The sequence below is a fragment of the Pantoea sp. FN0307 genome, from assembly GCF_050113815.1.
Taxonomy (GTDB): Bacteria; Pseudomonadota; Gammaproteobacteria; order Enterobacterales; family Enterobacteriaceae; genus Mixta; species Mixta alhagi.
The window spans coordinates 83,827-109,626 of the sequence record NZ_JBNJSO010000005.1; the positions used below are offsets into that span (position 1 = coordinate 83,827).

Consider the following 25,800-nt stretch of genomic DNA (forward strand, 5'->3'; position numbering starts at 1 on the left):
CTAATTGCGTTTTGTATGCACAGACTTGAGTCAGGAATGAATAAATATGAGCAATGATATCCGCATAGCTATCGTCGGCGCGCCCGGACGGATGGGACGACAGTTAATTCAGGCGATAGAGCAGACTGAAGGTGTCTCGCTTGGCGCGGCGCTGGCACGAGAAGGTTCTTCACTGGTAGGTAGCGATGCTGGCGAACTGGCAGGTATCGGGACGCTTGGGGTGGCAATAAGTGACAGCCTTGAGGCGGTGGTAGATCATTTCGATATCCTGATAGATTTTACCCACCCGGAAGCAACGCTGACCTATCTTGATTTCTGCCGCCGTCATAACAAAGGGATGGTGATTGGCACCACCGGATTTGACGATGCAGGTAAGGCGGCGATTAAACAGGCGGCTCAGGAGATCGGCATCGTATTTGCCGCTAACTTCAGCATCGGCGTAAATTTAATGCTGAAGCTGTTGGAAAAAACGGCGAAAGTCATGGGCGAGTATGCGGACATCGAAATCATCGAAGCGCATCATCGCCATAAAGTTGACGCTCCTTCCGGCACCGCGCTGGCGATGGGGGAAGCGATTGCTGATGCAATGAACTGGTCGCTTAATGATCATGCGGTTTACGCGCGTGAAGGCCATACCGGAGAGCGCAGCGCGCAAACTATCGGATTCGCCACCGTACGTGCAGGTGACATTGTAGGCGAGCATACCGCTATGTTTGCAGATATTGGTGAACGCCTGGAGATAACTCATAAAGCCTCCAGCCGTATGACCTTTGCAAAAGGCGCGGTAAAGGCGGCTGAGTGGGTTAGCGGGAAAAATACAGGCCTTTATGATATGAGAAGCGTGCTTAACCTTTATGATTTGTAATATATATAAAATTTGTTTTAATTTAAATATTTGAATTTAAAGGGCTATTTCTTAGCCCTTTTTGCTTTAATTGAATAATAATGCCTTTGATCTATTATGTTGCTCTAATTGCTTTTTCTATAAGTTTTCCTGCTTCCCGTTGTGCTGCTAAAGCTAAATTTGACCATTTGGTCCACTTTTTCACACGTTAACGTCTTTTTTACTGTTGCCTGCTGGATGCAATCGGTTTTCTTGCCAGGAATAGCCTCTGTTTTAGGGGGAATCTTATCTTTTTGTCCTGTGATGGCTAAAACAGACATAAAAAATAGCCTTTAGGGTAGACATTCCATAAGTCGATCATTAGAATGCGCGCAATTTGCCAAAAATCGACAATAACAGCGGTTTTTGCATTGATTCATCGATGCGTTATGAATTAATATGCAAATATTATGACTGTTTATTCCCTGGAGGACGTTTTGAATAAGTCAGCGATTTTGGTTCTGGAAGACGGAACCCAATTCCACGGTCGGGCCATTGGGGCGACAGGATCGGCGGTGGGAGAGGTAGTTTTCAATACTTCAATGACCGGTTATCAAGAAATCCTCACAGATCCTTCCTATTCTCGCCAGATTGTCACTCTTACTTATCCCCATATTGGTAATGTCGGCACCAATGTCGCTGATGAAGAATCCTCTCAGGTACATGCGCAGGGTCTGGTTATTCGCGATCTGCCGCTGATCGCCAGCAACTATCGTAACGAAGAAGGGCTGTCGGCTTACCTGAAACGCAACAATATCGTCGCTATCGCCGATATCGATACGCGTAAACTCACGCGTCTGCTGCGTGAAAAGGGCGCGCAGAATGGCTGCATCATTGCGGGCGACGCGCCGGATGCGCAGCTGGCGCTGCAAAAAGCGCAGGCGTTCCCTGGCCTGAAAGGTATGGATCTGGCAAAAGAGGTTTGTACCCGCGAAACCTACAGCTGGACGCAGGGAAGCTGGACGCTGGATGAAGGCCTGCCTGCTGCAAAAACTGCAGAAGAGCTGCCTTACCATGTGGTCGCTTACGATTTCGGCGTAAAAAGAAATATCTTACGCATGCTGGTGGATCGCGGCTGCCGCCTGACAGTGGTCCCGGCACAGACGCCGGCGGAAGAGGTGCTGAAGCTCAATCCTGATGGTATTTTCCTGGCAAACGGACCGGGTGACCCGGAGCCGTGCGACTATGCTATCCGCGCGATTCAGCGTTTCCTGGAAACAGAGATTCCAGTATTCGGTATCTGCCTCGGTCATCAGCTACTGGCGCTGGCCAGCGGGGCAAAAACGGTAAAAATGAAGCTGGGTCATCACGGCGGCAACCATCCGGTAAAAGATCTTGATAACGACACCGTGATGATTACCGCGCAAAACCACGGCTTCGCGGTTGATGAAAACGATTTGCCTGCCAACCTGCGCGTGACCCATGTTTCACTGTTCGATCAGACGGTTCAGGGCATTCACCGCACAGATAAACCCGCGTTTAGCTTCCAGGGACATCCGGAAGCCAGCCCAGGCCCGCATGACGCGGCGCCGCTGTTCGATCACTTTATCGAACTGATTGAAGCGGCCCGTGCCGGCCAGAAATAAATTTCAGGAAAGGAACAGAGATAATGCCAAAACGTACTGACTTAAAATCCATCCTGATTCTGGGCGCTGGCCCGATTGTTATCGGCCAGGCGTGCGAGTTTGACTATTCCGGCGCGCAGGCCTGTAAGGCGCTGCGTGAAGAAGGCTATCGCGTTATTTTGGTTAACTCCAATCCGGCAACCATCATGACCGACCCGGAAATGGCGGATGCCACCTATATCGAACCGATCCACTGGGAAGTGGTGCGTAAAATCATCGAGAAAGAGCGTCCCGATGCGGTGCTGCCTACTATGGGCGGCCAGACAGCGCTGAACTGCGCGCTGGAGCTGGAGCGTCAGGGCGTGCTGGCGGAGTTCGGCGTGACCATGATTGGCGCCACGGCGGACGCGATTGATAAAGCAGAAGACCGCCAACGTTTCGATAAGGCCATGAAGAAAATTGGCCTTGAAACGGCACGCTCCGGCATTGCGCACAATATGGAAGAAGCGCTGCAGGTTGCGGCGGATGTCGGCTTCCCCTGCATTATCCGTCCCTCTTTTACTATGGGCGGCAGCGGCGGCGGCATCGCCTATAACCGCGAAGAGTTCGAAGAGATTTGCGAACGCGGTCTGGATCTCTCACCTACCAAAGAGCTGCTGATTGATGAATCGCTGATTGGCTGGAAAGAGTATGAGATGGAGGTGGTGCGCGATAAGAAGGATAACTGCATCATTGTCTGCTCCATTGAAAACTTCGATCCAATGGGCATCCACACCGGTGACTCCATCACCGTTGCGCCGGCGCAAACCCTGACCGATAAAGAGTACCAAATCATGCGTAACGCCTCGATGGCGGTACTGCGTGAAATCGGCGTGGAAACCGGCGGTTCTAACGTGCAGTTCGCGGTGAACCCCAAAAATGGCCGTCTGATTATTATCGAGATGAACCCGCGCGTATCCCGCTCCTCGGCGCTGGCCTCCAAAGCCACCGGCTTCCCGATCGCTAAAGTCGCGGCGAAGCTGGCGGTAGGTTATACGCTGGATGAGCTGATGAACGACATTACCGGCGGCCGTACGCCTGCTTCGTTCGAGCCTTCGATCGACTATGTCGTGACTAAAATCCCGCGCTTTAACTTTGAAAAATTTGCCGGTGCCAACGATCGTCTGACAACCCAGATGAAATCGGTTGGCGAAGTGATGGCGATTGGCCGCACCTTGCAGGAGTCAATGCAGAAGGCGCTGCGCGGACTGGAAGTCGGCGCTAACGGCTTCGACCCGAAAGTACATCTGGATGATGCCGATGCGCTGACGCGTATCCGCCGCGAGCTGAAAGATGCAGGCGCCGAGCGTATCTGGTACGTAGCCGATGCGTTCCGTGCTGGCCTGTCGGTAGACGGCGTATTTAACCTGACCAATATCGATCGCTGGTTCCTGGTACAGATTGAAGAGCTGGTGCGTCTGGAAGAGCAGGTTGCTCAGGAAGGTATTAACGGCCTGAATGCCGATTTCCTGCGCACGCTCAAGCGCAAGGGCTTTGCCGATGCGCGTCTGGCGGATCTGGCCGGCGTGAGCGAAGCAGAAGTACGCAAACTGCGCCAGCAGTACAACCTGCATCCGGTTTATAAGCGCGTTGATACCTGCGCCGCCGAGTTTTCGACCGATACCGCCTATATGTACTCCACGTATGAAGAGGAGTGCGAAGCGAATCCAAACCAAAATCGTGAAAAAATCATGGTGCTGGGCGGCGGACCAAACCGCATCGGTCAGGGCATTGAGTTTGACTACTGCTGTGTTCATGCTGCGCTGGCGCTGCGCGAAGATGGTTATGAAACCATCATGGTCAACTGCAACCCGGAAACCGTTTCAACCGATTATGATACCTCCGACCGTCTCTATTTTGAGCCGGTAACGCTGGAAGATGTGCTGGAAATCGTACGAATTGAGCAGCCGAAAGGCGTTATCGTACAGTATGGCGGTCAGACGCCGCTGAAGCTGGCGCGTGCGCTGGAAGCCGCTGGCGTACCGGTTATCGGTACCAGCCCGGACGCTATCGACCGTGCGGAAGATCGCGAGCGCTTCCAGCAGGCGGTAGACCGCCTGGGCCTGAAGCAGCCTGCGAACGCCACGGTAACGGCGCTGGAACAGGCGGTACAGAAAGCAGCAGATATTGGTTATCCGTTGGTGGTGCGTCCTTCTTATGTGCTGGGCGGCCGGGCGATGGAAATTGTGTATGACGAGCAGGATCTGAAGCGCTACTTCCAGACGGCTGTCTCTGTATCTAACGATGCGCCGGTGCTGCTGGATCGTTTCCTGGACGACGCGGTAGAAGTTGATGTTGATGCGATTTGCGACGGCGAGCGCGTGCTGATTGGCGGCATCATGGAGCATATCGAGCAGGCCGGGGTGCATTCTGGTGATTCCGCCTGTTCACTGCCCGCCTATACGCTAAGCAAGGAAATTCAGAATGTCATGCGGCAGCAGGTAGAGAAGCTGGCGTTTGAGCTCTGCGTACGTGGTCTGATGAACGTGCAGTTTGCGGTAAAAGATAACGAAGTTTATCTGATTGAGGTTAACCCGCGCGCCGCACGTACCGTGCCTTTCGTTTCTAAAGCGACCGGCGTGCCGCTGGCAAAAGTTGCCGCGCGCGTAATGGCCGGTAAAACGCTGATGGAGCAGGGCGTAACTGAAGAGGTTATCCCACCTTACTATTCAGTGAAAGAAGTAGTACTGCCGTTTAACAAGTTCCCTGGCGTGGACCCGATTCTTGGACCGGAAATGCGCTCAACGGGGGAAGTGATGGGCGTTGGCCGCACCTTTGCCGAAGCGTTCTCCAAGGCGATGCTGGGCGCGCAGTCCAACATGAAAAAGCAGGGCCGGGCGCTGTTGTCGGTGCGTGAAGGCGACAAAAAACGTGTGGTTGACCTGGCTGCCAAACTGTTGAAGTTCGGCTTTGAGCTTGATGCTACGCACGGTACGGCGGTTGTGCTGGGTGAAGCAGGCATTAACCCCCGTCTGGTGAACAAAGTGCATGAAGGACGCCCGCATATTCAGGACCGTCTGAAGAACGGCGAATACAGCTATATCGTCAATACCACTGCAGGACGGCAGGCCATTGAGGATTCACGCGTCATTCGCCGTAGCGCGCTGCAGTACAAAGTGCACTATGACACCACGCTGAACGGCGGCTTTGCTACTGCGATGGCGCTGAATGCTGACCCAACGGAGAAAGTGATTTCCGTACAGGAGATGCACGCTCAGCTTAAGGCTAAATAACGTCAGCCTGAGCACCGGCTGATAGCGTAAACGGCTCCTGCGGGAGCCGTTTTTTATGGCGGGCAGCCCACGTTCAGGGGCGCTTTTTACCGGTTGGCAGGTTTGCCTTTTCTACGTTGATTACGGGATCGCTGGGGATAGCGGCTGCGGCAGATGCCAGCCCGATAATATTTGTTTGAGGCGTAGCGTCAGGCTTCCTGGAGGTTTCCACGCTGCCTACAAACATGGCGCCTTTTTTCACCGACAGCGTGACATAATCGAGCGCGCCGTTAATATTGGCATGTTCGCCAATATCCATCGATTCTGCTTTGCATTCGCCTTTCACAGTGCCGTTGATTATTAATTCCTGGCTGCTAATATTGCCGTTGACCAGCCCGCTGCGCATGACTTTTACTACACCTTCGTTAGCGATAATATTTCCCTGTACTTCGCCATAGATATAAACCTGACCTACCGCTTTTAAATTACCCTCAAAACAGACATCACGAGCAATGACCGTATTATTTGTTTGCTCGTCCACATGCGGCGCGGCTTTATCCAGCAATCCCGTTGAGGTAACAGGCTCTTTTTTTGACGCTATTTCTGCTGATTTATTTTGTTTTTTAAACATAGTGACAATCTTCCGTTGTGATGCGTAAAGTAAAAAGGACCCGACAGCCAGGAGGCCAAAAATCCCCGCCCAGGTCAAAGAAAAAAAGCTTGCTACCAACCCCAGCAGCCAGCAGCAGATCCCGCCATTAAAGAAAATATATTTCCTTTCCATATTAGTCTGTTATGACTCCCTGTGCCTGCCATGTCTGTGTTAATTATTTAACCGACACGCGATAAGATGAAGAACAGCATATTCATCCGGGACTATCTCTTCCTGGAATGGCAGAGCGTCTGGCGAAGAGTTCGTACTGATTTGTTATTAAATGGTTGTAGAGAAAATTATATTAGGGAATATACTATATCCTGATATTTTTAATTACAAAGAGTAGGCCTTAAATTGATGGCTATTCCGGGAATTAAAGATTAAACAGGAAATAACAATTGAACTGAACTTAAAGTTATCGATATTTCAGGAAGTATTCAAGGGAAGTTATACCACTTCTTGTCGCGCCGCACAGAAATAATCGCCCGCATATCCAGCCCCGTTGAATAGCATAAGTGCTCTGAACGCATAACAATGAGCCAAATTATTGCTTACTATAACAAGAGGGCGTTCGCCGATGTCTTCAGGACAATGCGCCGCTGCGTTTTCCTGAAAAAGTGCCGAATCGGCCTGGAACAGCCGCCTTTGTCACCATCAGTCACGGTTTAAAAACCTTTACGTAAATCCACTAATCAGGCTATCGACGAAAGTTTCGCCTTTACGTATGATGGCGCCAATTTTACACCCTGTTGAGAATTTATGATGATAAGCCTGATAGCGGCTTTAGCAGCCGATCGCGTTATTGGGATGGAAAACGCTATGCCGTGGGATCTGCCTGCGGACTTAGCCTGGTTTAAGCGTAATACATTGAATAAACCCGTGATTATGGGGCGTCTGACCTGGGAATCGATAGGCCGCCCGTTGCCGGGACGCCATAATATTGTGGTCAGCAGCCAGCCAGGAAAAGCAACGGATGGTGTAACCTGGGTGACCTCACTGGACGATGCCTTAGCAGCAGCGGGCGACGTTGAAGAGATCATGGTCATTGGCGGTGGTCGTATTTATGAGCAGATGCTGGACCGCGCAGATCGTATTTATCTGACGCACATTGATGCGGAAGTAGAAGGCGATACGCACTTCCCGGACTACGAACCGGATGAATGGCAGTCAGTATTCAGTGAATTTCATGACGCTGATGAGAAAAATTCCCACAGCTACTGCTTTGAAATTCTTGAGCGCCGCTGATAACGTCGGTTAAAAGCTTCCTTATCCGCCAGCTGTAACATTGCTGTCATTTTTGCCCTCTAGCATTGCTTCCAGTCTGGGAAACCATAACGGGAAGCAATGCAAAATGAGCGATAAAATCCTTGAATTAAACATGGAATCACTGCCAAGCCCGGCGCGTCGTAAATTGCTGGCCGGAACCGGCGCATTAGGGCTGGCAGGCTTTCTTGGCGGCGGCATCAGCTTTTCTGCTCTGGCTAAAGTGCAGTCAGCACCAAACGGTAGCCCGCTGTTGGGATTTAAGGCGGTTCCTGCTTCTACCGCTGATGAAATTACTATCGCACCGGGTTATCGGGCTGAAGTGCTTATCTCCTGGGGCGAGCCGCTGGTGGATGGCGCGCCTGCGTTCGATCCTCAGGGAAATAACAGCGCTGCCGATCAGGAAAAGCAGTTCGGTGATAATAATGATGGTATGAGCTTTTTCGCCCTGGATGATAACCGTGGCGTAATGGCGATCAATAATGAGTATGTAAACGAACAGTACCTGTTCCCTCACGGCGGCAGCAAAGCGACCAGCCTGGAAGATGTAAAAAAATCGCAGGCGGGGCATGGCGTATCGATCGTTGAGGTTGCACGTAGCGAAGATAATCGCTGGCGCGTGGTGCGTCCGTCACGCTATAACCGTCGTATTACTGCCAACACCCTGATGCATTTTTCCGGACCGGCAGCAGGCCATGCGGCGCTGCAAACCGCAGCCGATCCTGAAGGGAAAACGGTGCTGGGCACCTTTGGCAACTGCGCCAACGGCAAAACCCCCTGGGGAACTTACCTCACCTGCGAAGAGAACTTCGATACTTACTTCGGCACCAAAGCCGCTGATTTCAAACCCACAGCGCAGCAGAAACGCTATACGCTCAACGCCAGCGAGCCGGAGCGCAACTGGTCCGATTTTGACGATCGTTTTGACGTGGCAAAAAATCCCAACGAATTCAACCGCCACGGCTGGATCGTAGAGATAGACCCGCTCGATCCCGCCTCGGTGCCGGTAAAGCGAACCGCGCTGGGGCGTTTCAAACATGAAAACGCGGCGGTGACGGTAGCAAAAAGCGGTGAGCTGGTGGTTTATATGGGCGACGATGAGCGTGGCGAATATATCTATAAATATGTCTCCACGGGCAAAGTTGATCACGCTAATCCAGCAGCAAATAAAGCGCTGCTGGATGAGGGAACGCTGTACGTTGCGGTGTTCGAAGGTGATAAAAGCGGTACGCCGCTGAAGGGCTCGGGCCGCTGGCTGGCGCTGGTTCACGGACAAAACGGACTGACTGCAGAAAACGGTTTCCAGAGTCAGGCGGATATTTTGATTAACGCGCGCGCGGCGGCGGATGTGGTGAAAGCCACGCGTATGGATCGTCCTGAGTGGATCGCGGTGAACCCGCACGACGGTCGCGCCTACTGTACACTGACCAATAACAACAAGCGCGGTAATGAAAAGATGCCGGTGGATGCGGCTAACCCGCGTCCCGACAATATTTATGGCCAGATTATTCGCTGGGATGAGCAGGGCGACGCCACGGCGCAGCAGTTCAGCTGGGATATTTTTGTGCTGTGCGGCAACCCGATAGCGCACCCGCAGGGAGTGCAGCGCGGTACGCCTAATATCACGGCAGACAATACCTTTAACAGCCCGGACGGACTGGGCTTTGATAGCGCCGGACGTTTGTGGATCCTGACCGACGGGAAATACAGCAATGAGGGCGATTATCAGGGACAGGGTAATAATCAGATGCTGGTTGGCGATCCAAACAGCGGCGAAATCCGGCGCTTTATGGTAGGGCCGAAATCCTGTGAGCTAACGGGCATCACCTTTACGCCAGATTATCGCACCCTGTTTGTTAACGTACAGCACCCGGGAGAAGAGGGCGATTCTCACTTCCCTCATAACAGCCCGCGTCCGCGCTCTTCAGTGATCATGATCACTCGCGAAGATGGCGGTATTGTCGGGGCATAAGAATCAATGCCGGGCCATCTGGCCCGGTTATTATTCGGAGCGCAGCGCGGCTGGGGTGGTTTCTACGGCTTCACTGGCCTGCAGGCGGTTAGAAGGCTGAATAAACAGCTGACGATCTTCCCAGCGCAGCATGGTCAGCGTGCCGCCCCAGCAGCAACCGGTATCCAGACCGATAATCCCTTCCGGCGTGCCTTTGCCTTCCAGCGAAGCCCAGTGACCAAAAATAATCGTATAATCGCGTGCTACCGGGCCTGCGATAGTAAACCAGGGTTTTAACGGTGGCGGCGCTGAATTGGGCGCGTCTTTGCAAATCATATCCAGCTGTCCATTCGGAAAGCAGTAGCGCATCCGCGTCAGCGCGTTGGTGCTGAAGCGCAGGCGTGCCAGGCCGGTGAGCTCGGGCGTCCAGTTATTCGGCATATCGCCATACATCGCATCAAGAAAGAGCGGATAGCTGTCGCTGGAGAGCACAGACTCAACTTCTCGCGCGCACATTTTTGCCGTTTCAATATCCCACTGCGGCGTGATGCCGGCATGTGCCATCACCAGCTTTTTCTCTTCGTCTACCTGTAGCAGCGGCTGTCGGCGTAGCCAGTTGATAAGCTCATCCGCGTCAGGCGCGTCCAGCAGCGGAGTGAGACGATCTTTCGGTTTATTACGGCTGATGCCCGCGAAAACCGCCAGCAGATGCAGATCGTGATTGCCCAGCACCATGCGTACCGCGCTGCCCAGCGAACGTACATAGCGCAGCACTTCCAGCGAGCCTGGTCCGCGAGCGACCAGATCGCCAGTTAGCCACAGCGTATCTTTTTCAGCATCAAAGGCGACCTGTTGCAGCAGAGAGTGCAGTTCATCGTAGCAGCCGTGAACATCGCCAATAAGGTATGTACTCATGAAATAATTATCCGGAGAAGAAACGGCAAACCCGGCCGTAGCCGGGTTTCTCATCAGTGAATGCGCGAAGGCACCGCGAGGCGAAAGACGGGAATGTCGACATGAAACTGTTCGCCTCGTTCGTCAATCATCACATAGTGCCCCTGCATAGTGCCCATCGGCGTTTCCAGTACTGCGCCGCTGGTATATTGAAATTCATCGCCTGGCGCAATAGAGGGTTGTTCACCGATAACGCCATCGCCCTGAACTTCCGTTTCGCGCCCGTTGCCGTTGGTAATTAACCAGTAACGGCTACGCAGCTGCACTTTTTCGTGCCCCAAATTGCGGATGGTAATGGTATAGGCGAATACGTAGCGATCTTCATCCGGGGCAGATTGCGATTCGACGTAAAAACTCTGTACCTGAACACAAACTCGGGACGACTCAATCATGCGTTTAGCTCTCCTGCGACTCGGGATGCGCAGATAACCAGTTTGCTAACTGGCAATATTGCGCAACGGTGACATTTTCCGCACGCAGACTGCCATCAACGCCCAGATTTTCCATGACCTCAGCGCTGAACAGGTGGCCAAGGCTATTGCGCAGTGTCTTACGGCGCTTGCCGAAGGCTTCGGTGGTAATGCGGCTCAGCACACGAACACTCTCAACCGGATGTGGCTGCACAGCATGCGGCACCAGGCGAACCACGGCGGAATCCACTTTAGGCGCTGGCGTAAAGGATTCCGGCGGCACTTCCAGTACTGGAATCACCTGACAATAATATTGCGCCATCACGCTTAAACGTCCATAGGCTTTACTGTCCGGGCCAGCAACCAGGCGATTGACCACCTCTTTTTGCAGCATAAAGTGCATATCTTTGATCGCACTAGTATAGCTGAAAAGGTGGAACATTAGCGGCGTAGAGATGTTGTAGGGCAGGTTGCCAAAGACACGCAACGGTTGACCGCGCTCAGCTGCGAGCTGGGCAAAATCGAAGGTCATGGCATCCTGCTGAAAAATAGTCAGCTTGGGGCCGAGGAACGGATGGGTTTGCAGACGCGCAGCCAGATCGCGATCCAGTTCAATAACGGTCAGCGCATCAAGGCGCTCGCCGACGGGCTCAGTCAGGGCGCCAAGGCCGGGACCGATCTCTACCATCGCTTCGCCGCGCTGCGGATGAATCGCCGCAACGATGCTGTCGATAATGTAAGAGTCGTTAAGGAAGTTTTGTCCAAAACGTTTGCGGGCGAAATGACCCTGGTGGACACGATTATTCATTGACTTCTTTGATCATATTGATGGCGAGATTAAGCGCCGTGATGAAGCTTCCCGCATCAGCGTTACCCTGACCGGCCAGTTCCAGCGCGGTGCCATGGTCAACGGAGGTACGGATAAAGGGCAGGCCAAGGGTGATATTCACCGCGCGGCCAAAGCCCTGATATTTCAGAACCGGCAGGCCCTGATCGTGATACATCGCCAGAACCGCATCGGCATGCTGGAGATATTTGGGCTGAAACAACGTATCCGCCGGCAGCGGGCCGGTGAGCTGCATGCCCTGCTGACGCAGCTTATCCAGCGCCGGGATAATGGTATCGAGCTCTTCACGACCCATATGTCCGCCTTCGCCAGCGTGCGGATTCAGGCCGCAAACCAGAATATGCGGCTGGCTAATGCCAAACTTACGCTGTAAATCCTGATGCAGAATAGAGATCACTTCATGCAGGCTGGCTTCGGTAATGGCGTCTGACACCGCTTTTAGCGGCAGATGCGTGGTAGCCAGCGCGACCCGTAGCTCTTCGGTAGCCAGCATCATCACCACGCGTTCGCAGGCGGCGCGGTCGGCAAAAAATTCGGTGTGGCCGCTGAAGGCGATACCGGCGTCGTTAATAACGCCTTTATGCACCGGGCCGGTAATTAACGCAGAGAACTCACCGCTGAGACAGCCATCGCAGGCACGGGCAAGGGTTGCCAGCACGTAGTGGCTGTTAGCTACCGCCAGCTTTCCGGCCATAACCGGCGCAGCCAGTTCAACCGGCAAAACGGTTAGCGTACCGGCCCGCTGCGGCTGTGCAGGGGTGCCCGGTTGATACTGGCGTAGCGTCAGCGGCAAACCCAACTGTTGGGCACGTTCCATCAGCAGCTGGGGCGAGGCGCAAACCACCAGTTCAACCGGCCAGTCGCGCTGCGCCAGCTGCAATGTAACATCGGGACCAATCCCGGCGGGTTCGCCGGGAGTAATAACAACGCGAGCGTTACTGAGCATTGGCATCCAGAATTTTTACATAGGCGCTGGCGCGCTGTTCCTGCATCCAGGTTTGCGCTTCTTCAGCGAACTTACGGTTAAACAGCAGACGGTAAGCGCGCTCTTTTTGCGCCGCATCGGTTTTATCAACCTGACGCGTGTCCAGCAGCTGAATCAGGTGCCAGCCAAAAGAGGAGTGAACCGGCTGACTGGTTTCGCCTTTCTGCAGACGAAGCAGCGCATCACGGAAGGCTGGATCGAAAATTTCCGGTGAGCTCCAGCCCAAATCGCCGCCCTGGTTCGCTGAACCCGGATCGTCAGAGAACTGCCTGGCTGCTGCCGCAAAGCTGATTTTGCCGCTTTTAATATCGGTAGCAACCTGCGTGAGTTTCTGGCGGGCCTGGTCATCGGTAAGAATCGGCGATGGCTTCAGCAGAATATGACGCGCATGAACTTCGGTCACTGAAATATTCTGTTTTTCACCACGCAGGTCATTCACTTTCAGGATATGAAAGCCAACGCCGGAACGAATAGGGCCAACAATATCACCTTTTTTCGCAGTGCTTACTGCCTGAGCGAACAGAGTCGGCAGCTCTTCAATTTTGCCCCAGCCCATGTTGCCGCCCTTTAGAGCCTGCGGATCGGCGGAGTAGGTGACTGCCAGCTTACCGAAGTCAGCGCCGCTCTTGAGTTCGCTCATCAGCTGTTTCGCCAGCGTTTCCTGATCGTCAACCTGCTGTTGCGTCGGGTTTTCCGGCAGCGGCAGCAGGATATGGCTGATATTCAGTTCGGTGCCCTGCGTATTTTGTGCAGAAACCTGTTTGGCCAGCGTCTCGACTTCCTGCGGCAGAATGGTTACGCGACGGCGTACTTCATTGTTACGCACTTCCGCAATCTGCATCTCTTTGCGGATCTGCTCGCGGTAGGCGTTGTAATTAACGCCGTCATAGGCCAGGCGGCTGCGCATCTGATCCAGCGACATCCGGTTCTGCGCGGCAATGTTAGCTATCGCCTGGTCCAGCTGTTGATCGGAGATCTGTATGCCCATCTGCTTGCCCATCTGCAGGATAATGTTATCCATCACCAGACGTTCAACAATTTGATGGCGCAGTGTGCGGTCATCAGGCAGTTGCTGTCCAGCCTGCTGCGCCTGCGCTTTCACCGAATGCATCATGCCATCAACATCACTTTCCAGAACGACGCCGTTATTCACCACGGCGGCGACTTTATCAACTACCTGCGGGGCTGCGATCGCGGTGTTAGCGGCCAGCGCCACACCCAGTATCAGCATTCTCCAGTTCTTCATACTTTTTCCATTTTCTTTCCGCACTGCGGGTTTGCCTGTCAAACATTACAACATCAAAAAGCGCGCTGGTAAGGCAGAATGCCCTCACGTAGCATCTGGTTGGAGCCCAGTCCGTAGTTCGGGCTCAGGCCACGCAACTCAATGTTGAATGAGATTTGGTTTTCGTACTTACTTTCGCTGTTTTCCCAGCCATTGATTTTACGCTCGTAACCCACGCGGATGGCATAACAGCAGGAGCTATACTGTAAGCCTACCAGTTGATCAGCCGCCTTTTTCTCCTTGGTATCGTAGTAGTACGCGCCCACTACGGCCCAGGAGTCGGCGATTGGCCAACTGGCCGTCATCCCAACCTGCGAAATACCGTTTTCGTAAATCGGATCGCCGGTAATATTACGGCTGCTCAGCGCACTGGCGACATATTCCGGGCTGATGTAACGGTAGTTCAGTTGCACCATACGGTCAGCGTCACGACGGTATTCCACCACCGCGTTGCCCTGCGCAATATTATCCAGACGCGTATCGTACTGAAGGCCACCGCGTACGCCCCAACGGTCGCTAACGCGCCACCAGGTGTCACCGGCCCAGATCAGGCTGCCGGTGTCATCTTCATCGCTGGTACTGTTCAGCCCGGTACGCGACGGGGTAAACGAGTAGATTTGACCTACGGATACGTTAAAACGTTCAACCAGATCGGTATCATAAATCCGCGAGGTCAGGCCGCTGGCGACCTGGTTGGCTGAAGCAATACGATCAAGGCCGCTGTAAGTACGATCGCGGAACAGGCCGGTATAGTCAGTTTGCAGCAGCGTAGAGTCATACGCCTGGATATGGCTCTGATCGCGATACGGAACGTAGAGGTACTGGATGCGTGGTTCAAGCGTCTGGGTATAGCCTTCCGCCCAGTTCATGTTGCGCTCGAACACCATGCGGCCATCCACTTTAAACTGTGGCATAACGCGGTTAACGCTTCCCTTTAACTGATTATCTGCGTTACCGGTGCGGGAGTTATAATAATCAACATTGCTCTGCTGGTAGTGGGTCGCCAGCAGTTTTGCCTCGGTGTTCAGACTACCCCATTCGTTGGCCAGCGGCAGGTTAATGGTTGGCTCCAGGTGCAAACGTACCGCATCCGGCAGATTGTCGTTTACGTTGGTGAACTGCACCGCCTGGGCATAAAGGCGCGTATCGAATGGCCCAAGGTCATTTTTGTAGTAGTTAAAGTCGAACTGCGGCTGCGCACGGTAAACGTTGCTTGATCTGTTGGTATCAAAAATCTGGAAGTCTTTACTGGAGAGCGTGGCGTCCCAGTTGGTATCCGCATAGCCGATGCTGAACTTCTGCGTAGCGTAGCCGTCGGTCGTGGAATAATATTTAGAGTCAAGATCCTTGAAATAGTAAGGATCGCTGACTTTGGTGTAGTTGGCGTTGAAGCGCCAGTGCTGTTCATACACCCCTGAATGACGCCAGAAGAAGAGCCAGCGGTTAGAGTCGCCATCTTTGCTTTTACGCGTCGCTTCGTCACGCTTGTATTCGTCGTCGCTTGGCAGATAGTCAAATTCAATCAGGCCGCTACCGGCGGTGGTCAGATAGCGGAATTCGTTCTGCCACTGCAGGCCGCGCTTGCTCTGATAGTTTGGCGTAACAGTGGCATCCATCTGCGGCGCGATGTTCCAGTAATAAGGCAGCGCAAACTGGAAGCCATCATTGTTGCTATATTTGGCGTTAGGGATCAAGAAACCAGAGCGGCGTCGATCGCCGATCGGCAACTGCAAGTAAGGGCTGTAGAAAACCGGAACGGCACCAATTTTAAAACGTGCGTTCCAGATTTCCGCCACTTCCTCTTCACGATCCTGAATAACCTGCGAGCCGACCACGCTCCAGCTATTGCTGCCTGGCAGACATGAGGTAAAGGTGCCGTTTTCCAGGATGGTGTAGCGGTTGTTGCCGCGCAGTTTCATCTGATCGGCGGTGCCGCGCCCCTGACGCCCCACCATCTGATAATCGCCGTTCCAGACGTTGGTATCTTTGGTGTTCAGGTTAGACCAGGCTTTCGGACCTTTCAGGATGACCTGGTTGTCATCATAGTGCACATTACCCAGCGCATCGACGGTGCGAAGCGGGGTGGTTTGGCCAGGCTGTTGACGCTGATGCAGCTGAACTTCGTCGGAACGCAGGCGGCTGTTGCCCTGCTGAATATCCACTTTGCCGGTAAAGACCGCATCGTCGGGATAGTTACCCTTCGCATCATCAGAATGTATCGTTACCGGCAGTTGATTGGCGTCACCCTGAACCACGGGACGGGTATAGTTTGGTACGCCCAGCATACACTGCGACATTAAATCGTCGGCGAGGGCGTGCTGACTATAAAGCGCTGCGCCAATCATCGTGGCCAGCAGTGTGGGTATACGTTTTTTCATACGCGGTATCGAGAATTCCGTAATTACTGGCATCATGCCGACAAAACGGTCAGAGACTAACGTACTGAACTGCGTTGCGCCAGTGTTAATCCTTGTCTGTCCGCGTTGCCGTTAGGCAGTGAGATAAATGACAGGTATGATAATGCAATTTTTAGCCTTCGGCATGGCGAATTGAGGAGTATATGCGCTATTGGGGAAAAGTAATTGGTCTACTGCTGGGATTGTTATCCGGAGCAGGCTTTTGGGGGCTGCTGCTAGGGCTGGTGCTGGGCCACTTAGTCGATAAAATCCGTGAGACACAGGGAAAAGCCTGGTTTTCTAACAATCAGACCCGACAGTCGATTTTTTTCCGCACCACGTTTCAGGTGATGGGGCATCTTACCAAGTCCAAGGGCCGGGTAACCGAAGCGGATATTCAGATCGCTTCCCAGCAGATGGATCGCATGCAGCTGCACGGTACGGCGCGTGCCCAGGCGCAGCAGGCGTTTCGTGAAGGCAAGCAGAGCGATTATCCGCTGCGCCATAAGCTGCGTGAGTTACGCAGCGCCTGTTTTGGGCGCTTTGATCTGATCAGGATGTTTTTAGAGATTCAGATTCAGGCCGCGTTTGCCGATGGTTCCCTGCATCCTAACGAGCGTCAGGTGCTGTATGTGATCGCGGAAGAGTTAGGTATTTCGCGCACGCAGTTCGATCAGTTTCTGCGCATGATGGAAGGCGGCCAGCAGTTTGGCGGCGGATATCATTCGTGGGGCGGTAGCGGGCAGGGCGGGCAAGGTTATGGCGCGCAGCAGGGACCCACGCTGGAGGCAGCCTGTAAGGTGTTAGGCGTGAAACCCACCGATGATTATATGACCATTAAACGCGCCTGGCGTAAGCTGATGGCGGAACATCATCCCGATAAGCTGGTAGCGAAAGGGCTGCCGCCGGAGATGATGGAGATGGCGAAGCAGAAGGCGCAGGAGATTCAGGCTGCGTGGGATCTGATTCGCAAGGAAAGGAATTTTAAATAGCTGAGCAGGCGGGCGTCAGTCTGCGGGCAGGTGTGCACTGGTTGCGGGGCTCGGGCGCTAGTCTGCGGCAGGTTCATGCTGATTACGGGGCTCGGACGTCAGTCTGTGACAAATCCGTGCTGGTCGCGGGAGGGCCGGGGCCATCGGCGGCACGGCATGCACCCATCCCTGGGGCCTCCGCCCGCGCCATCCCTGGCGCGGGAGGTCCGCCTCACGGCCCCGGCCCTCCCACTCCCTTGAGCCCGCGCTTGCGATACTTAACCTTTGTAAACCACATCGTGCCAACCCAACGGCAAACAGATATCACGATGATCAAATCAGCGGCAGAGAACCCGCAAGCTCAGGGAAGCGGTAAACAGGATTCACGATAGTTAAATCAGTAGCGGGCAGGCGACGCGGAAATATGAGAAGCGGCGGCAGGTAACACCTTATTTAAGTCATTGGCAAACAGGATTCACAATAGCTAAATCAGCGGCGAGCAGACAACCCGGAAGCTCAGGGAGGCGGCAGACGGGGCCGGAGTAAAGCCTCCGCGTCAGGGATGACGCGGCGGAGGCCCCAGGGATGGGTTAACGATGTCTTTACGGAGCGCCCCGTCTGCCGCTGACGTCGGCGCGCGCATCCAGACTGCATCAAACCGCCGCTGACGCATCAAAAATCGGCGGGCTGGCGAAACGTCATCTTATTGCCAAATGCGGGATGCGTAATCGTCAGCCACTCCGCATGCAGCTGTAGGCGAGATGCCATTGCCAGCGCCGCCTCATGCGCATAAAAACGATCGCCTAAAATTGGATGACCTAACGCCTGCATATGCACACGGAGCTGATGCGAACGTCCGGTGATCGGCTTCAGCTGAATACGGGCGCTATTATCTGCCGCCCGCTCCAGCACCTGATACTCCGTTTGCGCCGACTTGCCGGTTTCAAAACAAACTTTTTGCATTGGACGATTTGGCCAGTCGCAAATCAGCGGCAAATCCACCAGACCTTCGTCTTTCTGCGGATGCCCCCAGATTCGGGCAACATAGCTCTTCTCCGGCTCACGCTCGCGAAACTGACGCTTTAGCTCGCGCTCTGCAGCTTTATTCAGCGCTACAACCAGCACCCCGCTGGTTGCCATATCCAGACGATGCACCGATTCAGCCAGCGGAAAATCACGCTGAATACGCGTCATCACACTATCCTTATGCTCCTCAAGACGCCCAGGCACAGACAATAACCCGCTCGGCTTATTGACCACCATAATGTGATCGTCCTGATACAGAATATGCAGCCAGGGTTCCAGCGGCGGGTTATAGGGTTCCATAGCCTGTGCGTTCTCCGGTTAGCTTACTGATGAGAAACCACGATCAGACGCAGCGCATCCAGACGCCAGCCGGCATCGTTCAGGCTGGCCAGCACCTCGCTGCGATTGCTCTCCAGCGCGGCGATCTCATCTTCACGGATATTCGGGTTAACCGCTTTCAGCGCCTGCAAACGCTCCAGCTCGGCGCTCAACTTCTCATCGGCTTCAACACGTGCGGCGTCAATCAGCTTACGCGCCGCTTCTGCTGCCTGCGGCTCCGCCAGCTGAAGAATAGCATGCACATCCTGCTGCACCGCATTCACCAGCTTACTACCGTTATGACGATTCACCGCGTTCAGCTGACGGTTAAAGCTCTCAAACTCCACCTTATCGGCCAGATTGGTGCCTTTACGATCCACCAACAGACGCATCGGCGTCGGCGGCAGGAAACGCGTCAGCTGCAGATGCTTCGGCGCCTGTGCTTCAACCACGTAAATCAGCTCCATCAGCAGCGTGCCCACCGGCAGCGCCTTGTTCTTCAACAGCGACAGGGCGCAGCTGCCGGTATCGCCGGACAGAATCAGATCGAGACCATTACGGATAATCGGATGCTCCCAGGTCACATACTGTGCGTCTTCACGCGACAGCGCCTGCGCACGATCGAAAGTTATGGTACAGCCTTCTTCCGGCAGCCCCGGGAAATCAGGCACCAGCATATGATCGGAAGGCGTCAGCACAATCAAATTATCGCTGCGATCTTCCTGATTAATGCCGACAATATCGAACAGATTAAGCGCGAAATTCACCAGCTCAATATGATTATCCTGCTGACTAATCTCATCGGCCAGCGCCTCGGCCTTCGCGCCGCCGTTAGAGTTCAGCTCCAGCAGACGGTCGCGGCCCTGCTCCAGCTGAGAGCGCAGCGTGTCATGCTGCTTGCGACAGGCATGGATAAACGCGTCCAGACCTTCGCTATTCTCCGGCGCGGCCAGATATCCGATCAATTGATCGTGCACGCTATCGTATACGGTACGACCGGTCGGGCAGGTCTGTTCAAAGGCATTTAAGCCTTCGTGATACCAGCGCACCAGCACCGACTGTGCCGTCTTCTCCAGATAAGGCACCATGATTTCAATATCACGCGCCTGGCCGATACGATCAAGACGCCCAATGCGCTGCTCAAGCAAGTCGGGGTTAAACGGCAAATCGAACATCACCAGCCGATTTGCGAACTGGAAATTACGACCTTCTGAACCAATCTCAGAGCAGAGCAGCACCTGTGCGCCATTCTCTTCCGAGGCGAACCAGGCAGCGGCGCGATCGCGATCGATCAGCGAAAGACCTTCATGGAACACCGCAGCGCGAATACCTTCGCGTTCGCGTAGCACCTGCTCCAGTTGAAGGGCGGTCGCCGCCTTGGCACAAATCACCAGAACCTTCTCATCACGGTTGCTGGTCAAATAGCCCATCAGCCATTCAACGCGCGGATCGAAGTTCCACCAGGTGCCGCTGTCGCCTTCGAACTCCTGATAAATCTGCTCTGGATAAAGCATATCGTGCGCGCGCTCTTCGGCTGACTTGCGCGCCGCCATAATGCCGGAAACTTTGATAGCCGTCTGATACTGCGTGGGCAGCGGCAAACGGATCTGATGAAGCACGCGTTGCGGGAAACCTTTTACCCCGTTACGGGTGTTGCGGAACAGCACGCGGCTGGTGCCGTGGCGATCCATTAGCATACGAATCAGCTCTTCGCGCGCCGCCTGCTTGCCTTCGCCCTTGCCGTTAGCGGTTTGCAGCAGCGGCTCAATATCCTGTTCGCCGATAAGCTCGCTCAGCGCGTTCATCTCATCGTTGCCGATCGCCTTATCTTCCAGCAGCATGGCAACCGCATCGGCCACCGGACGGTAATTTTGCTGCTCAGCGACAAACTGCTCGAAATCGTGGAAACGATCGGGATCCAGCAGACGCAAACGGGCAAAGTGGCTCTCCATGCCCAGCTGCTCGGGCGTTGCCGTTAACAGCAGCACGGCAGGGATCTGCTCCGCCAGCTGCTCAATCACCTGATATTCGCGGCTCGGTTCGCCTTCGCTCCAGGCCAGATGATGCGCTTCATCCACCACCAGCAGATCCCATTCGGCATCCGCCAGCAGCTCCAGACGCTGCTTATTACGACGCACAAAATCCAGTGAACAGATAACCAACTGCTCGGTATCGAACGGGTTGTCGCTGTCGTGCTGTGCTTCGGCATAGCGCGCATCGTCAAACAGCGAAAAGCGCAGGTTAAAACGGCGCAGCATCTCCACCAGCCACTGATGCTGCAGCGTCTCCGGCACCACAATCAGCACGCGATCGGCGCGGCCAGCCAGCAGCTGTTGATGAATAATCATCCCCGCTTCGATGGTTTTACCCAGGCCAACCTCATCCGCCAGCAGTACGCGCGGCGCATGGCGACGGCCCACATCGTGAGCGATATGCAGCTGATGCGGGATCAGGTTAGTACGCATTCCGCGCAAACCGCTAACAGGCAAACGATACTGCTCGCTCTGATAGCGACGCGCGCGAAAACGCAGCGCAAAACGATCCATACGGTCAAGCTGACCGGCGAACAGACGATCCTGTGGCTTGCTGAATACCAGCTTGCTGTCGAGCAGCACTTCGCGCAGCTCTACGGATTCCTGAGTATCCAGACGGGTACCGATATAGGTTACCAGGCCATTATCATTGCGCACTTCGGCCACTTCCAGCTGCCAGCCGTCATGACTGGTCACGGTATCGCCGGGATTGAAGATCACACGGGTAATGGGAGAATCATTTCGCGCATAGAGACGGTTTTCACCGGTAGCAGGGAAAAGCAGGGTAACCATACGGGTATCCAGTGCAACCACAGTTCCCAGCCCCAGCTCGCTTTCCGTGTCGCTGATCCAGCGTTGACCAAGTGTAAAAGGCATAGATATTTAGCTCGATTCTCGTAATAACAGATGTCATGCTCCCGCTCGGACAATAGCGTTGCGGCCAGGCAATAGGGTGTCTGGCTGATGCTCAGGAGCGGTGAAGTTCAGGAAGGGCGCTATGGTACTGGAAGGTAATGGATTCGTCACCTGTCAAAAAAGCCCCAACTGCCCGGTAATCAGTGTAGCAAAGTCATCCTGCACAAAGGGTAATATCCCGTCAGCCACCGGTTGTAGCTGCTTAAGTAAATAGTGATCGTAGTCCAGCGTTGACGTTCGCGCCTCCAGCGGCTCCGGGCCGGAAGTGGTGATCACGTAGCGGATAGAACCGCCTTTTTGATACTGCAGCGGACGGCCCAGCTTCTGATTATGCTCATCAGCCAGACGCGCGGCACGCACGTGCGGCGGCACATTGCGCTCATACTCATGCAAAGGGCGACGCAGCCGCTTTTTATAGACCAGCTGCGCATCCAGCTCGCCGTCCAGCAGCTGCTGTACCCTGGTGCGAATATAGTCCTGCCAGGGCTGGCCGCGAAAAATACGTCCGTACAGCTCCTGCTGGAACTGCTGCGCCAGCGGCGTCCAGTCGGTACGTACCGTTTCCAGCCCTTTAAATACCATCCGTTCCCGATCACCTTCACGAATCAAACCGGCATAGCGTTTTTTACTGCCCTGTTCCGCGCCACGAATGGTTGGCATCAGAAAACGAACAAAGTGCGTCTCATATTCCAGCTCCAGCGCGCTCTCTAGCTGGTATTCCGCCTGTAGATGGACGCGCCACCACTGATTAACATGGTTCACCAGCTCCCGGCCAATGGCATCAGCGCTGGCGCTGTCGTGGGGCGATTTCAGCCAGACAAAAGTGGAATCGGTATCGCCATAAATCACCTCGAAACCCTGTACTTCTATTAGCTGGCGCGTCTGCTGCATAATTTCATGCCCGCGCAGGGTAATGGAAGAGGCCAGACGCGGATCGAAAAAACGACAGGCGCTGGTGCCCAGTACGCCATAAAAGGCGTTCATAATAATTTTTAAGGCCTGCGATAAGGGCTTATTGCCCTGACGCTTCGCCTCTTCCCGCCCTTGCCAGATCTGATTAACCATCGCAGGCAAGCAGTGATTATGTCGGGAGAAGCGCGCGTGACGGAAGCCGGGCACCGAGGCGTCATCCTGCGGATGCGCCAGCCCTTCAATCAGTCCAACCGGATCGATCAAAAAAGTACGGATAATTGAGGGATAGAGGCTTTTATAATCCAGCACCAGCACTGAATCATACAGGCCGGGACGTGAATCCATGACATAGCCGCCGGGGCTGGCTTCCGGCGCAATCTCGCCGAGATTCGGTGCGACAAAGCCGGCTCGATGCATACGCGGAAAATAGAGCTGGCTGAAAGCGGCCACCGAGCCGCCGTGGCGATCCGCCGCCAGACCGTTGACTCTGGCGCGCTCCAGCAAAAAGGGCATCAGCTCGGTTTTCTCAAAAATGCGCGTGACCAGCTCGCAGTCTTTCAGGTTATAGCGCGCCAGCGCGGGTTTATCGTTGGCGAAACGCTGATTGATCTCTTCCATGCGCTGCCACGGATTGTTGATCGCTTTGCCTTCGCCCAGCAGCTGTTGCGCCACCGACTCCAGGCTAAAAGAGTCAAAATTCCAGAACGCCGACTTTAATGCTTCGATGCCGTCGATAATCAGGCGGCCCGCCGCCTGGGCAAAAAACATGCCTGGCTTAAAGCCGTGCTCGCGCCACTCCAGCGGCTGCTGATTGCGGCCCAGACGCAGCGGAATGCCGTAGCGGTCAGCATGCTTTTGCAGCACGCGCAGATCAAACTGCACGACGTTCCAGCCAATCAACACATCAGGATCCTGCCTGGCGAACCAGGCGTTCAGCTTTTCCAGCAGCTGCGGGCGGCTGGCGACATAGTGCAGCTCGAAATCGAGCTGGCTGGCATCGCCGTTTTCCGGCCCTAACATCCAGACAATGCGCTGGCCGCAGCCTTCAACGCCAATACAGTAGAGTTCGCCGTGCTGGGTGGTTTCTATATCGAGCGAGGCCCACTTCAGCGGCGGACGGTAGTCGGGGTGCGGTTTAAGGCGGGCATTGATGAGATCGTTGCCTGCGGACTCCCCGCTAAACCAGACCGGTGCGGTAATAAAGCGCTCCATAAGGAAACGATCCGGTGGGCGCACGTCTGCTTCATAGAGTGGAATGTTGTTTTCACGCAGCAGCTTTTCCAGCCGCTGTAGCTGACGATACTGCGAGCAGTAGAGCCCCAGCACCGGGCGCTGACGAAAGTCTTTCAGCGCGAGCGGCGTAAGCCGCCAGTGGCGTTCATCGGCCAGCAACCGTTGCGCCTGCTGCTGATATTCGGCGGGCAAAAAGGCGACGGATTCCTGCGGCGGCAATACAACACGCTGCGGCCCCTGGTCAGTGGCCAGCCAAAGCACGATTTCGGTGCCGTTGGGCGTATCGCGCCAGTGGCGCGTCAGCAAAAAGCCTGCGCGGATGTTGCTCACCAGAAGCCCTCTTATCTGAAACAAAGGGCAGTATAACATGGTTATTTATCCAGTGCCTGAGGCGCGTTGAGTATGGACACGGAGCACCTAATTCGGGACAGGTCTTGCATCATGTTTCTATTTTCAGAGGTATCAGTGAGTCCTTAACGATACCGCACCAGATGCGGCTGTATAAAAGCAACATTGGCAGGGAGTCGATAAATGACAGCTTTAACCTTTCCATGTACTATTTTCTCCACTCAGCGAAAAATGAATGACAGGGCGGCTGCGGATATGCGATATGGCGACCTGACAGCTGACCAGCTGCAAAAGCGCTACCGTCTTACCGATGTATCAGAGAAAGTTAACCCTTACACCGGCGTACGGCTTACTCCGTTCAATTTGCCGCAGTCACGCTTTTATCGCCCTCACGCCGTTAACAACACGGGAAGCTGTTCGCATAAAGCCTGCGCGCAGCTGTTGTTTGATGAAATGCGCAGCCTGAGCTGGCCTTTCTCCATCTATAGCCCTTATCGCCAGCTGATTAATAAGATGATTGACCATATGCAGTACGCCGATGGCACGCCTTTTAGCGATGCGGCGCTGGATATGGCGCTAAGGAATCAGCTACTGGAAGATAACTCAGGTAAATCTTCTCTGAAAATAATCGAATCTGTTATTAATAATAACCTGATTTATAAAGAGAGAAATTTCCCTATGGAAAAATTCAACGAGTTTGGGACCGCTATTCAAACAACTATATTGCCAAAGTTTGCCAGAAAACAAGACAGTATTAATGGGCTGGGAATAACCGTACATGATATTCACTCTATAGAAATTAAAGTATTGTCGTTGCAGGTGCTTAACCATTCATGGGAAGCTAAGGTTGAATATGTGGCTCAGGATCATTTCGGTCTTGACGATAACGATATCATGAAAGATAAGTTTCGGCAGTTTAGGTTTTTTAAAATCTGGTTTGTATTGCAACACTATGATAAGTATGGCTATAAACCTTTTTTCACTAATATGCGTGCTGTGATCAACCTGAGTGGTGGCAAGAAATGAACTGCCGATTAAAATGCTTTTTTATATTTTTATTTTCAGTTTTTATTATTGCAATTCTTGGTGGTTTTTTTTACTCCTTGAAACCAATTAAAATCATCGCTATTCATCAGCATCTTAATAGAAGCGATATTTTAGTTGATCGTTATCCGTGGAGTGATAAAGGTAAAATAGAATGGTGGGAGAAAAATAAAGTTTTTTTACAGAGGAACTATGGCATTCCTAAGTCTGATAAAACCGGTAGCTATAGTATCGCTATCTGGCGCTTCGGCGAGGGTTATAAAGCGCTGGAAAAATATGATCGTCTTTGTTTTGATGATATGCCACCGCCAAAAAACTGTATCGAAAAGGACCGGTTAATGTATATCACCTTAACCCGTGACGGTGAAGTCAGTTACTGGCTGAATAATACCCGCTACATACAAAAAGCGAATGGTGAGCTGGTTGAAGTGGGATTTAACTAAATCAGGAAGGCGGAGCCGCCAGCCTGCCATCATTCCGACCAGCGTGCTTTTCTGTGGCAGGGCAGAGCGCTACGCCTCTTTGACAGCGGTAAAGTCGTTGTCAATTCATGTC

19 protein-coding genes are annotated in these 25,800 nt (G+C 53.7%); 8 read left to right on the forward strand and 11 right to left on the reverse strand.

The genetic code is table 11. From position 1 onward, the window contains the following. Positions 1 to 46 precede the first annotated feature (46 nt). Positions 47 to 865, forward strand: coding sequence for a 4-hydroxy-tetrahydrodipicolinate reductase (gene dapB, locus ACQE3Z_RS15210; protein WP_426974436.1), 819 nt, complete (start codon positions 47 to 49; stop codon positions 863 to 865). A 104-nt stretch (positions 866 to 969) separates the two neighbouring features. Here the strand turns inward: dapB and ACQE3Z_RS15215 are convergent, their stop codons facing one another. After that, positions 970 to 1,164, reverse strand: a complete 195-nt coding sequence (locus tag ACQE3Z_RS15215; protein ID WP_426974437.1) for a hypothetical protein — start codon at positions 1,162 to 1,164, stop codon at positions 970 to 972. Positions 1,165 to 1,320: 156 nt separating this feature from the next. Between ACQE3Z_RS15215 and carA the strand changes: the two genes are divergently transcribed. Both carA and carB read left to right on the forward strand, forming a co-directional pair. Next, on the forward strand, positions 1,321 to 2,469 hold the full coding sequence (gene carA / locus ACQE3Z_RS15220) for a glutamine-hydrolyzing carbamoyl-phosphate synthase small subunit (RefSeq protein ID WP_250651795.1): 1,149 nt from the start codon (positions 1,321 to 1,323) through the stop codon (positions 2,467 to 2,469). Between the two features lie 23 nt (positions 2,470 to 2,492). Then, complete coding sequence (gene carB / locus ACQE3Z_RS15225; RefSeq protein ID WP_426974438.1) at positions 2,493 to 5,720, forward strand: carbamoyl-phosphate synthase large subunit; 3,228 nt, start codon at positions 2,493 to 2,495, stop codon at positions 5,718 to 5,720. 73 nt (positions 5,721 to 5,793) lie between these two features. Here carB and ACQE3Z_RS15230 read toward each other — a convergent pair whose 3' ends face one another. Beyond that, complete coding sequence (locus ACQE3Z_RS15230; protein ID WP_426974439.1) at positions 5,794 to 6,330, reverse strand: bactofilin family protein; 537 nt, start codon at positions 6,328 to 6,330, stop codon at positions 5,794 to 5,796. Positions 6,331 to 7,113: 783 nt separating this feature from the next. Here ACQE3Z_RS15230 and folA point away from each other — a divergent pair. After that, complete coding sequence (gene folA, locus ACQE3Z_RS15235; RefSeq protein ID WP_237172446.1) at positions 7,114 to 7,599, forward strand: type 3 dihydrofolate reductase; 486 nt, start codon at positions 7,114 to 7,116, stop codon at positions 7,597 to 7,599. Positions 7,600 to 7,705: 106 nt separating this feature from the next. Beyond that, positions 7,706 to 9,589 (forward strand): PhoX family protein, encoded by a 1,884-nt coding sequence (locus ACQE3Z_RS15240; protein ID WP_426974440.1) that lies wholly within the window; start codon positions 7,706 to 7,708, stop codon positions 9,587 to 9,589. A gap of 30 nt (positions 9,590 to 9,619) precedes the next feature. Here ACQE3Z_RS15240 and apaH read toward each other — a convergent pair whose 3' ends face one another. From apaH to lptD, 6 genes are read right to left on the reverse strand one after another with little or no spacing between them, the layout of a single operon-like run. Then, the gene (gene apaH / locus ACQE3Z_RS15245) at positions 9,620 to 10,483 is read right to left on the reverse strand and encodes a bis(5'-nucleosyl)-tetraphosphatase (symmetrical) ApaH (RefSeq protein ID WP_426974441.1); all 864 of its coding nucleotides are present in this window, start codon (positions 10,481 to 10,483) and stop codon (positions 9,620 to 9,622) included. Between the two features lie 53 nt (positions 10,484 to 10,536). Then, positions 10,537 to 10,914: a Co2+/Mg2+ efflux protein ApaG gene (gene apaG / locus ACQE3Z_RS15250; RefSeq protein ID WP_085068036.1), complete on the reverse strand. Its 378-nt coding sequence runs from the start codon at positions 10,912 to 10,914 to the stop codon at positions 10,537 to 10,539. Between the two features lie 4 nt (positions 10,915 to 10,918). Beyond that, complete coding sequence (gene rsmA / locus ACQE3Z_RS15255) at positions 10,919 to 11,740, reverse strand: 16S rRNA (adenine(1518)-N(6)/adenine(1519)-N(6))-dimethyltransferase RsmA (RefSeq protein WP_250651800.1); 822 nt, start codon at positions 11,738 to 11,740, stop codon at positions 10,919 to 10,921. Continuing rightward, positions 11,733 to 12,725 (reverse strand): 4-hydroxythreonine-4-phosphate dehydrogenase PdxA, encoded by a 993-nt coding sequence (gene pdxA / locus ACQE3Z_RS15260; protein WP_426974442.1) that lies wholly within the window; start codon positions 12,723 to 12,725, stop codon positions 11,733 to 11,735. Before pdxA ends, rsmA begins: the two co-directional genes overlap by 8 nt. Then, complete coding sequence (gene surA / locus ACQE3Z_RS15265) at positions 12,715 to 14,010, reverse strand: peptidylprolyl isomerase SurA (protein WP_426974443.1); 1,296 nt, start codon at positions 14,008 to 14,010, stop codon at positions 12,715 to 12,717. Before surA ends, pdxA begins: the two co-directional genes overlap by 11 nt. A 53-nt stretch (positions 14,011 to 14,063) precedes the next feature. Next, positions 14,064 to 16,427, reverse strand: a complete 2,364-nt coding sequence (gene lptD, locus ACQE3Z_RS15270; RefSeq protein WP_426974444.1) for an LPS assembly protein LptD — start codon at positions 16,425 to 16,427, stop codon at positions 14,064 to 14,066. A gap of 182 nt (positions 16,428 to 16,609) precedes the next feature. Between lptD and djlA the strand changes: the two genes are divergently transcribed. Further along, positions 16,610 to 17,437, forward strand: coding sequence for a co-chaperone DjlA (gene djlA / locus ACQE3Z_RS15275; protein ID WP_426974445.1), 828 nt, complete (start codon positions 16,610 to 16,612; stop codon positions 17,435 to 17,437). A gap of 651 nt (positions 17,438 to 18,088) precedes the next feature. Here djlA and rluA read toward each other — a convergent pair. The 3 genes from rluA to polB all read right to left on the reverse strand — a co-directional run bounded on the left by rluA (position 18,089) and on the right by polB (position 24,183). Further along, complete coding sequence (rluA, locus tag ACQE3Z_RS15280; RefSeq protein ID WP_426974446.1) at positions 18,089 to 18,742, reverse strand: bifunctional tRNA pseudouridine(32) synthase/23S rRNA pseudouridine(746) synthase RluA; 654 nt, start codon at positions 18,740 to 18,742, stop codon at positions 18,089 to 18,091. Between the two features lie 23 nt (positions 18,743 to 18,765). Beyond that, the gene (gene rapA, locus ACQE3Z_RS15285) at positions 18,766 to 21,669 is read right to left on the reverse strand and encodes an RNA polymerase-associated protein RapA (RefSeq protein WP_426974447.1); all 2,904 of its coding nucleotides are present in this window, start codon (positions 21,667 to 21,669) and stop codon (positions 18,766 to 18,768) included. Positions 21,670 to 21,822: 153 nt separating this feature from the next. Then, positions 21,823 to 24,183, reverse strand: coding sequence for a DNA polymerase II (gene polB / locus ACQE3Z_RS15290; protein ID WP_426974448.1), 2,361 nt, complete (start codon positions 24,181 to 24,183; stop codon positions 21,823 to 21,825). 201 nt (positions 24,184 to 24,384) lie between these two features. Here polB and ACQE3Z_RS15295 point away from each other — a divergent pair, with 201 nt between their 5' ends. Next, positions 24,385 to 25,227, forward strand: coding sequence for a DUF3289 family protein (locus ACQE3Z_RS15295; protein ID WP_426974449.1), 843 nt, complete (start codon positions 24,385 to 24,387; stop codon positions 25,225 to 25,227). Then, positions 25,224 to 25,688 (forward strand): DUF943 family protein, encoded by a 465-nt coding sequence (locus tag ACQE3Z_RS15300; protein WP_426974450.1) that lies wholly within the window; start codon positions 25,224 to 25,226, stop codon positions 25,686 to 25,688. The genes ACQE3Z_RS15295 and ACQE3Z_RS15300 overlap by 4 nt, the downstream gene beginning before the upstream one ends. The last annotated feature ends 112 nt before the right edge of the window (positions 25,689 to 25,800 follow it).

Excerpts from the sequence above, each read along its gene's own strand:
- dapB (WP_426974436.1), top strand. The coding sequence starts at position 47 with ATGAGCAATGATATCCGCATAGCTATCGTCGGCGCGCCCGGACGGATG.
- ACQE3Z_RS15215 (WP_426974437.1), bottom strand. The coding sequence starts at position 1,164 with ATGTCTGTTTTAGCCATCACAGGACAAAAAGATAAGATTCCCCCTAAA.
- carB (WP_426974438.1), top strand. The coding sequence starts at position 2,493 with ATGCCAAAACGTACTGACTTAAAATCCATCCTGATTCTGGGCGCTGGC.
- ACQE3Z_RS15230 (WP_426974439.1), bottom strand. The coding sequence starts at position 6,330 with ATGTTTAAAAAACAAAATAAATCAGCAGAAATAGCGTCAAAAAAAGAG.
- folA (WP_237172446.1), top strand. The coding sequence starts at position 7,114 with ATGATGATAAGCCTGATAGCGGCTTTAGCAGCCGATCGCGTTATTGGG.
- ACQE3Z_RS15240 (WP_426974440.1), top strand. The coding sequence starts at position 7,706 with ATGAGCGATAAAATCCTTGAATTAAACATGGAATCACTGCCAAGCCCG.
- apaH (WP_426974441.1), bottom strand. The coding sequence starts at position 10,483 with ATGAGTACATACCTTATTGGCGATGTTCACGGCTGCTACGATGAACTG.
- apaG (WP_085068036.1), bottom strand. The coding sequence starts at position 10,914 with ATGATTGAGTCGTCCCGAGTTTGTGTTCAGGTACAGAGTTTTTACGTC.
- rsmA (WP_250651800.1), bottom strand. The coding sequence starts at position 11,740 with ATGAATAATCGTGTCCACCAGGGTCATTTCGCCCGCAAACGTTTTGGA.
- pdxA (WP_426974442.1), bottom strand. The coding sequence starts at position 12,725 with ATGCTCAGTAACGCTCGCGTTGTTATTACTCCCGGCGAACCCGCCGGG.
- surA (WP_426974443.1), bottom strand. The coding sequence starts at position 14,010 with ATGAAGAACTGGAGAATGCTGATACTGGGTGTGGCGCTGGCCGCTAAC.
- lptD (WP_426974444.1), bottom strand. The coding sequence starts at position 16,427 with ATGAAAAAACGTATACCCACACTGCTGGCCACGATGATTGGCGCAGCG.
- djlA (WP_426974445.1), top strand. The coding sequence starts at position 16,610 with ATGCGCTATTGGGGAAAAGTAATTGGTCTACTGCTGGGATTGTTATCC.
- rluA (WP_426974446.1), bottom strand. The coding sequence starts at position 18,742 with ATGGAACCCTATAACCCGCCGCTGGAACCCTGGCTGCATATTCTGTAT.
- rapA (WP_426974447.1), bottom strand. The coding sequence starts at position 21,669 with ATGCCTTTTACACTTGGTCAACGCTGGATCAGCGACACGGAAAGCGAG.
- ACQE3Z_RS15295 (WP_426974449.1), top strand. The coding sequence starts at position 24,385 with ATGACAGCTTTAACCTTTCCATGTACTATTTTCTCCACTCAGCGAAAA.
- ACQE3Z_RS15300 (WP_426974450.1), top strand. The coding sequence starts at position 25,224 with ATGAACTGCCGATTAAAATGCTTTTTTATATTTTTATTTTCAGTTTTT.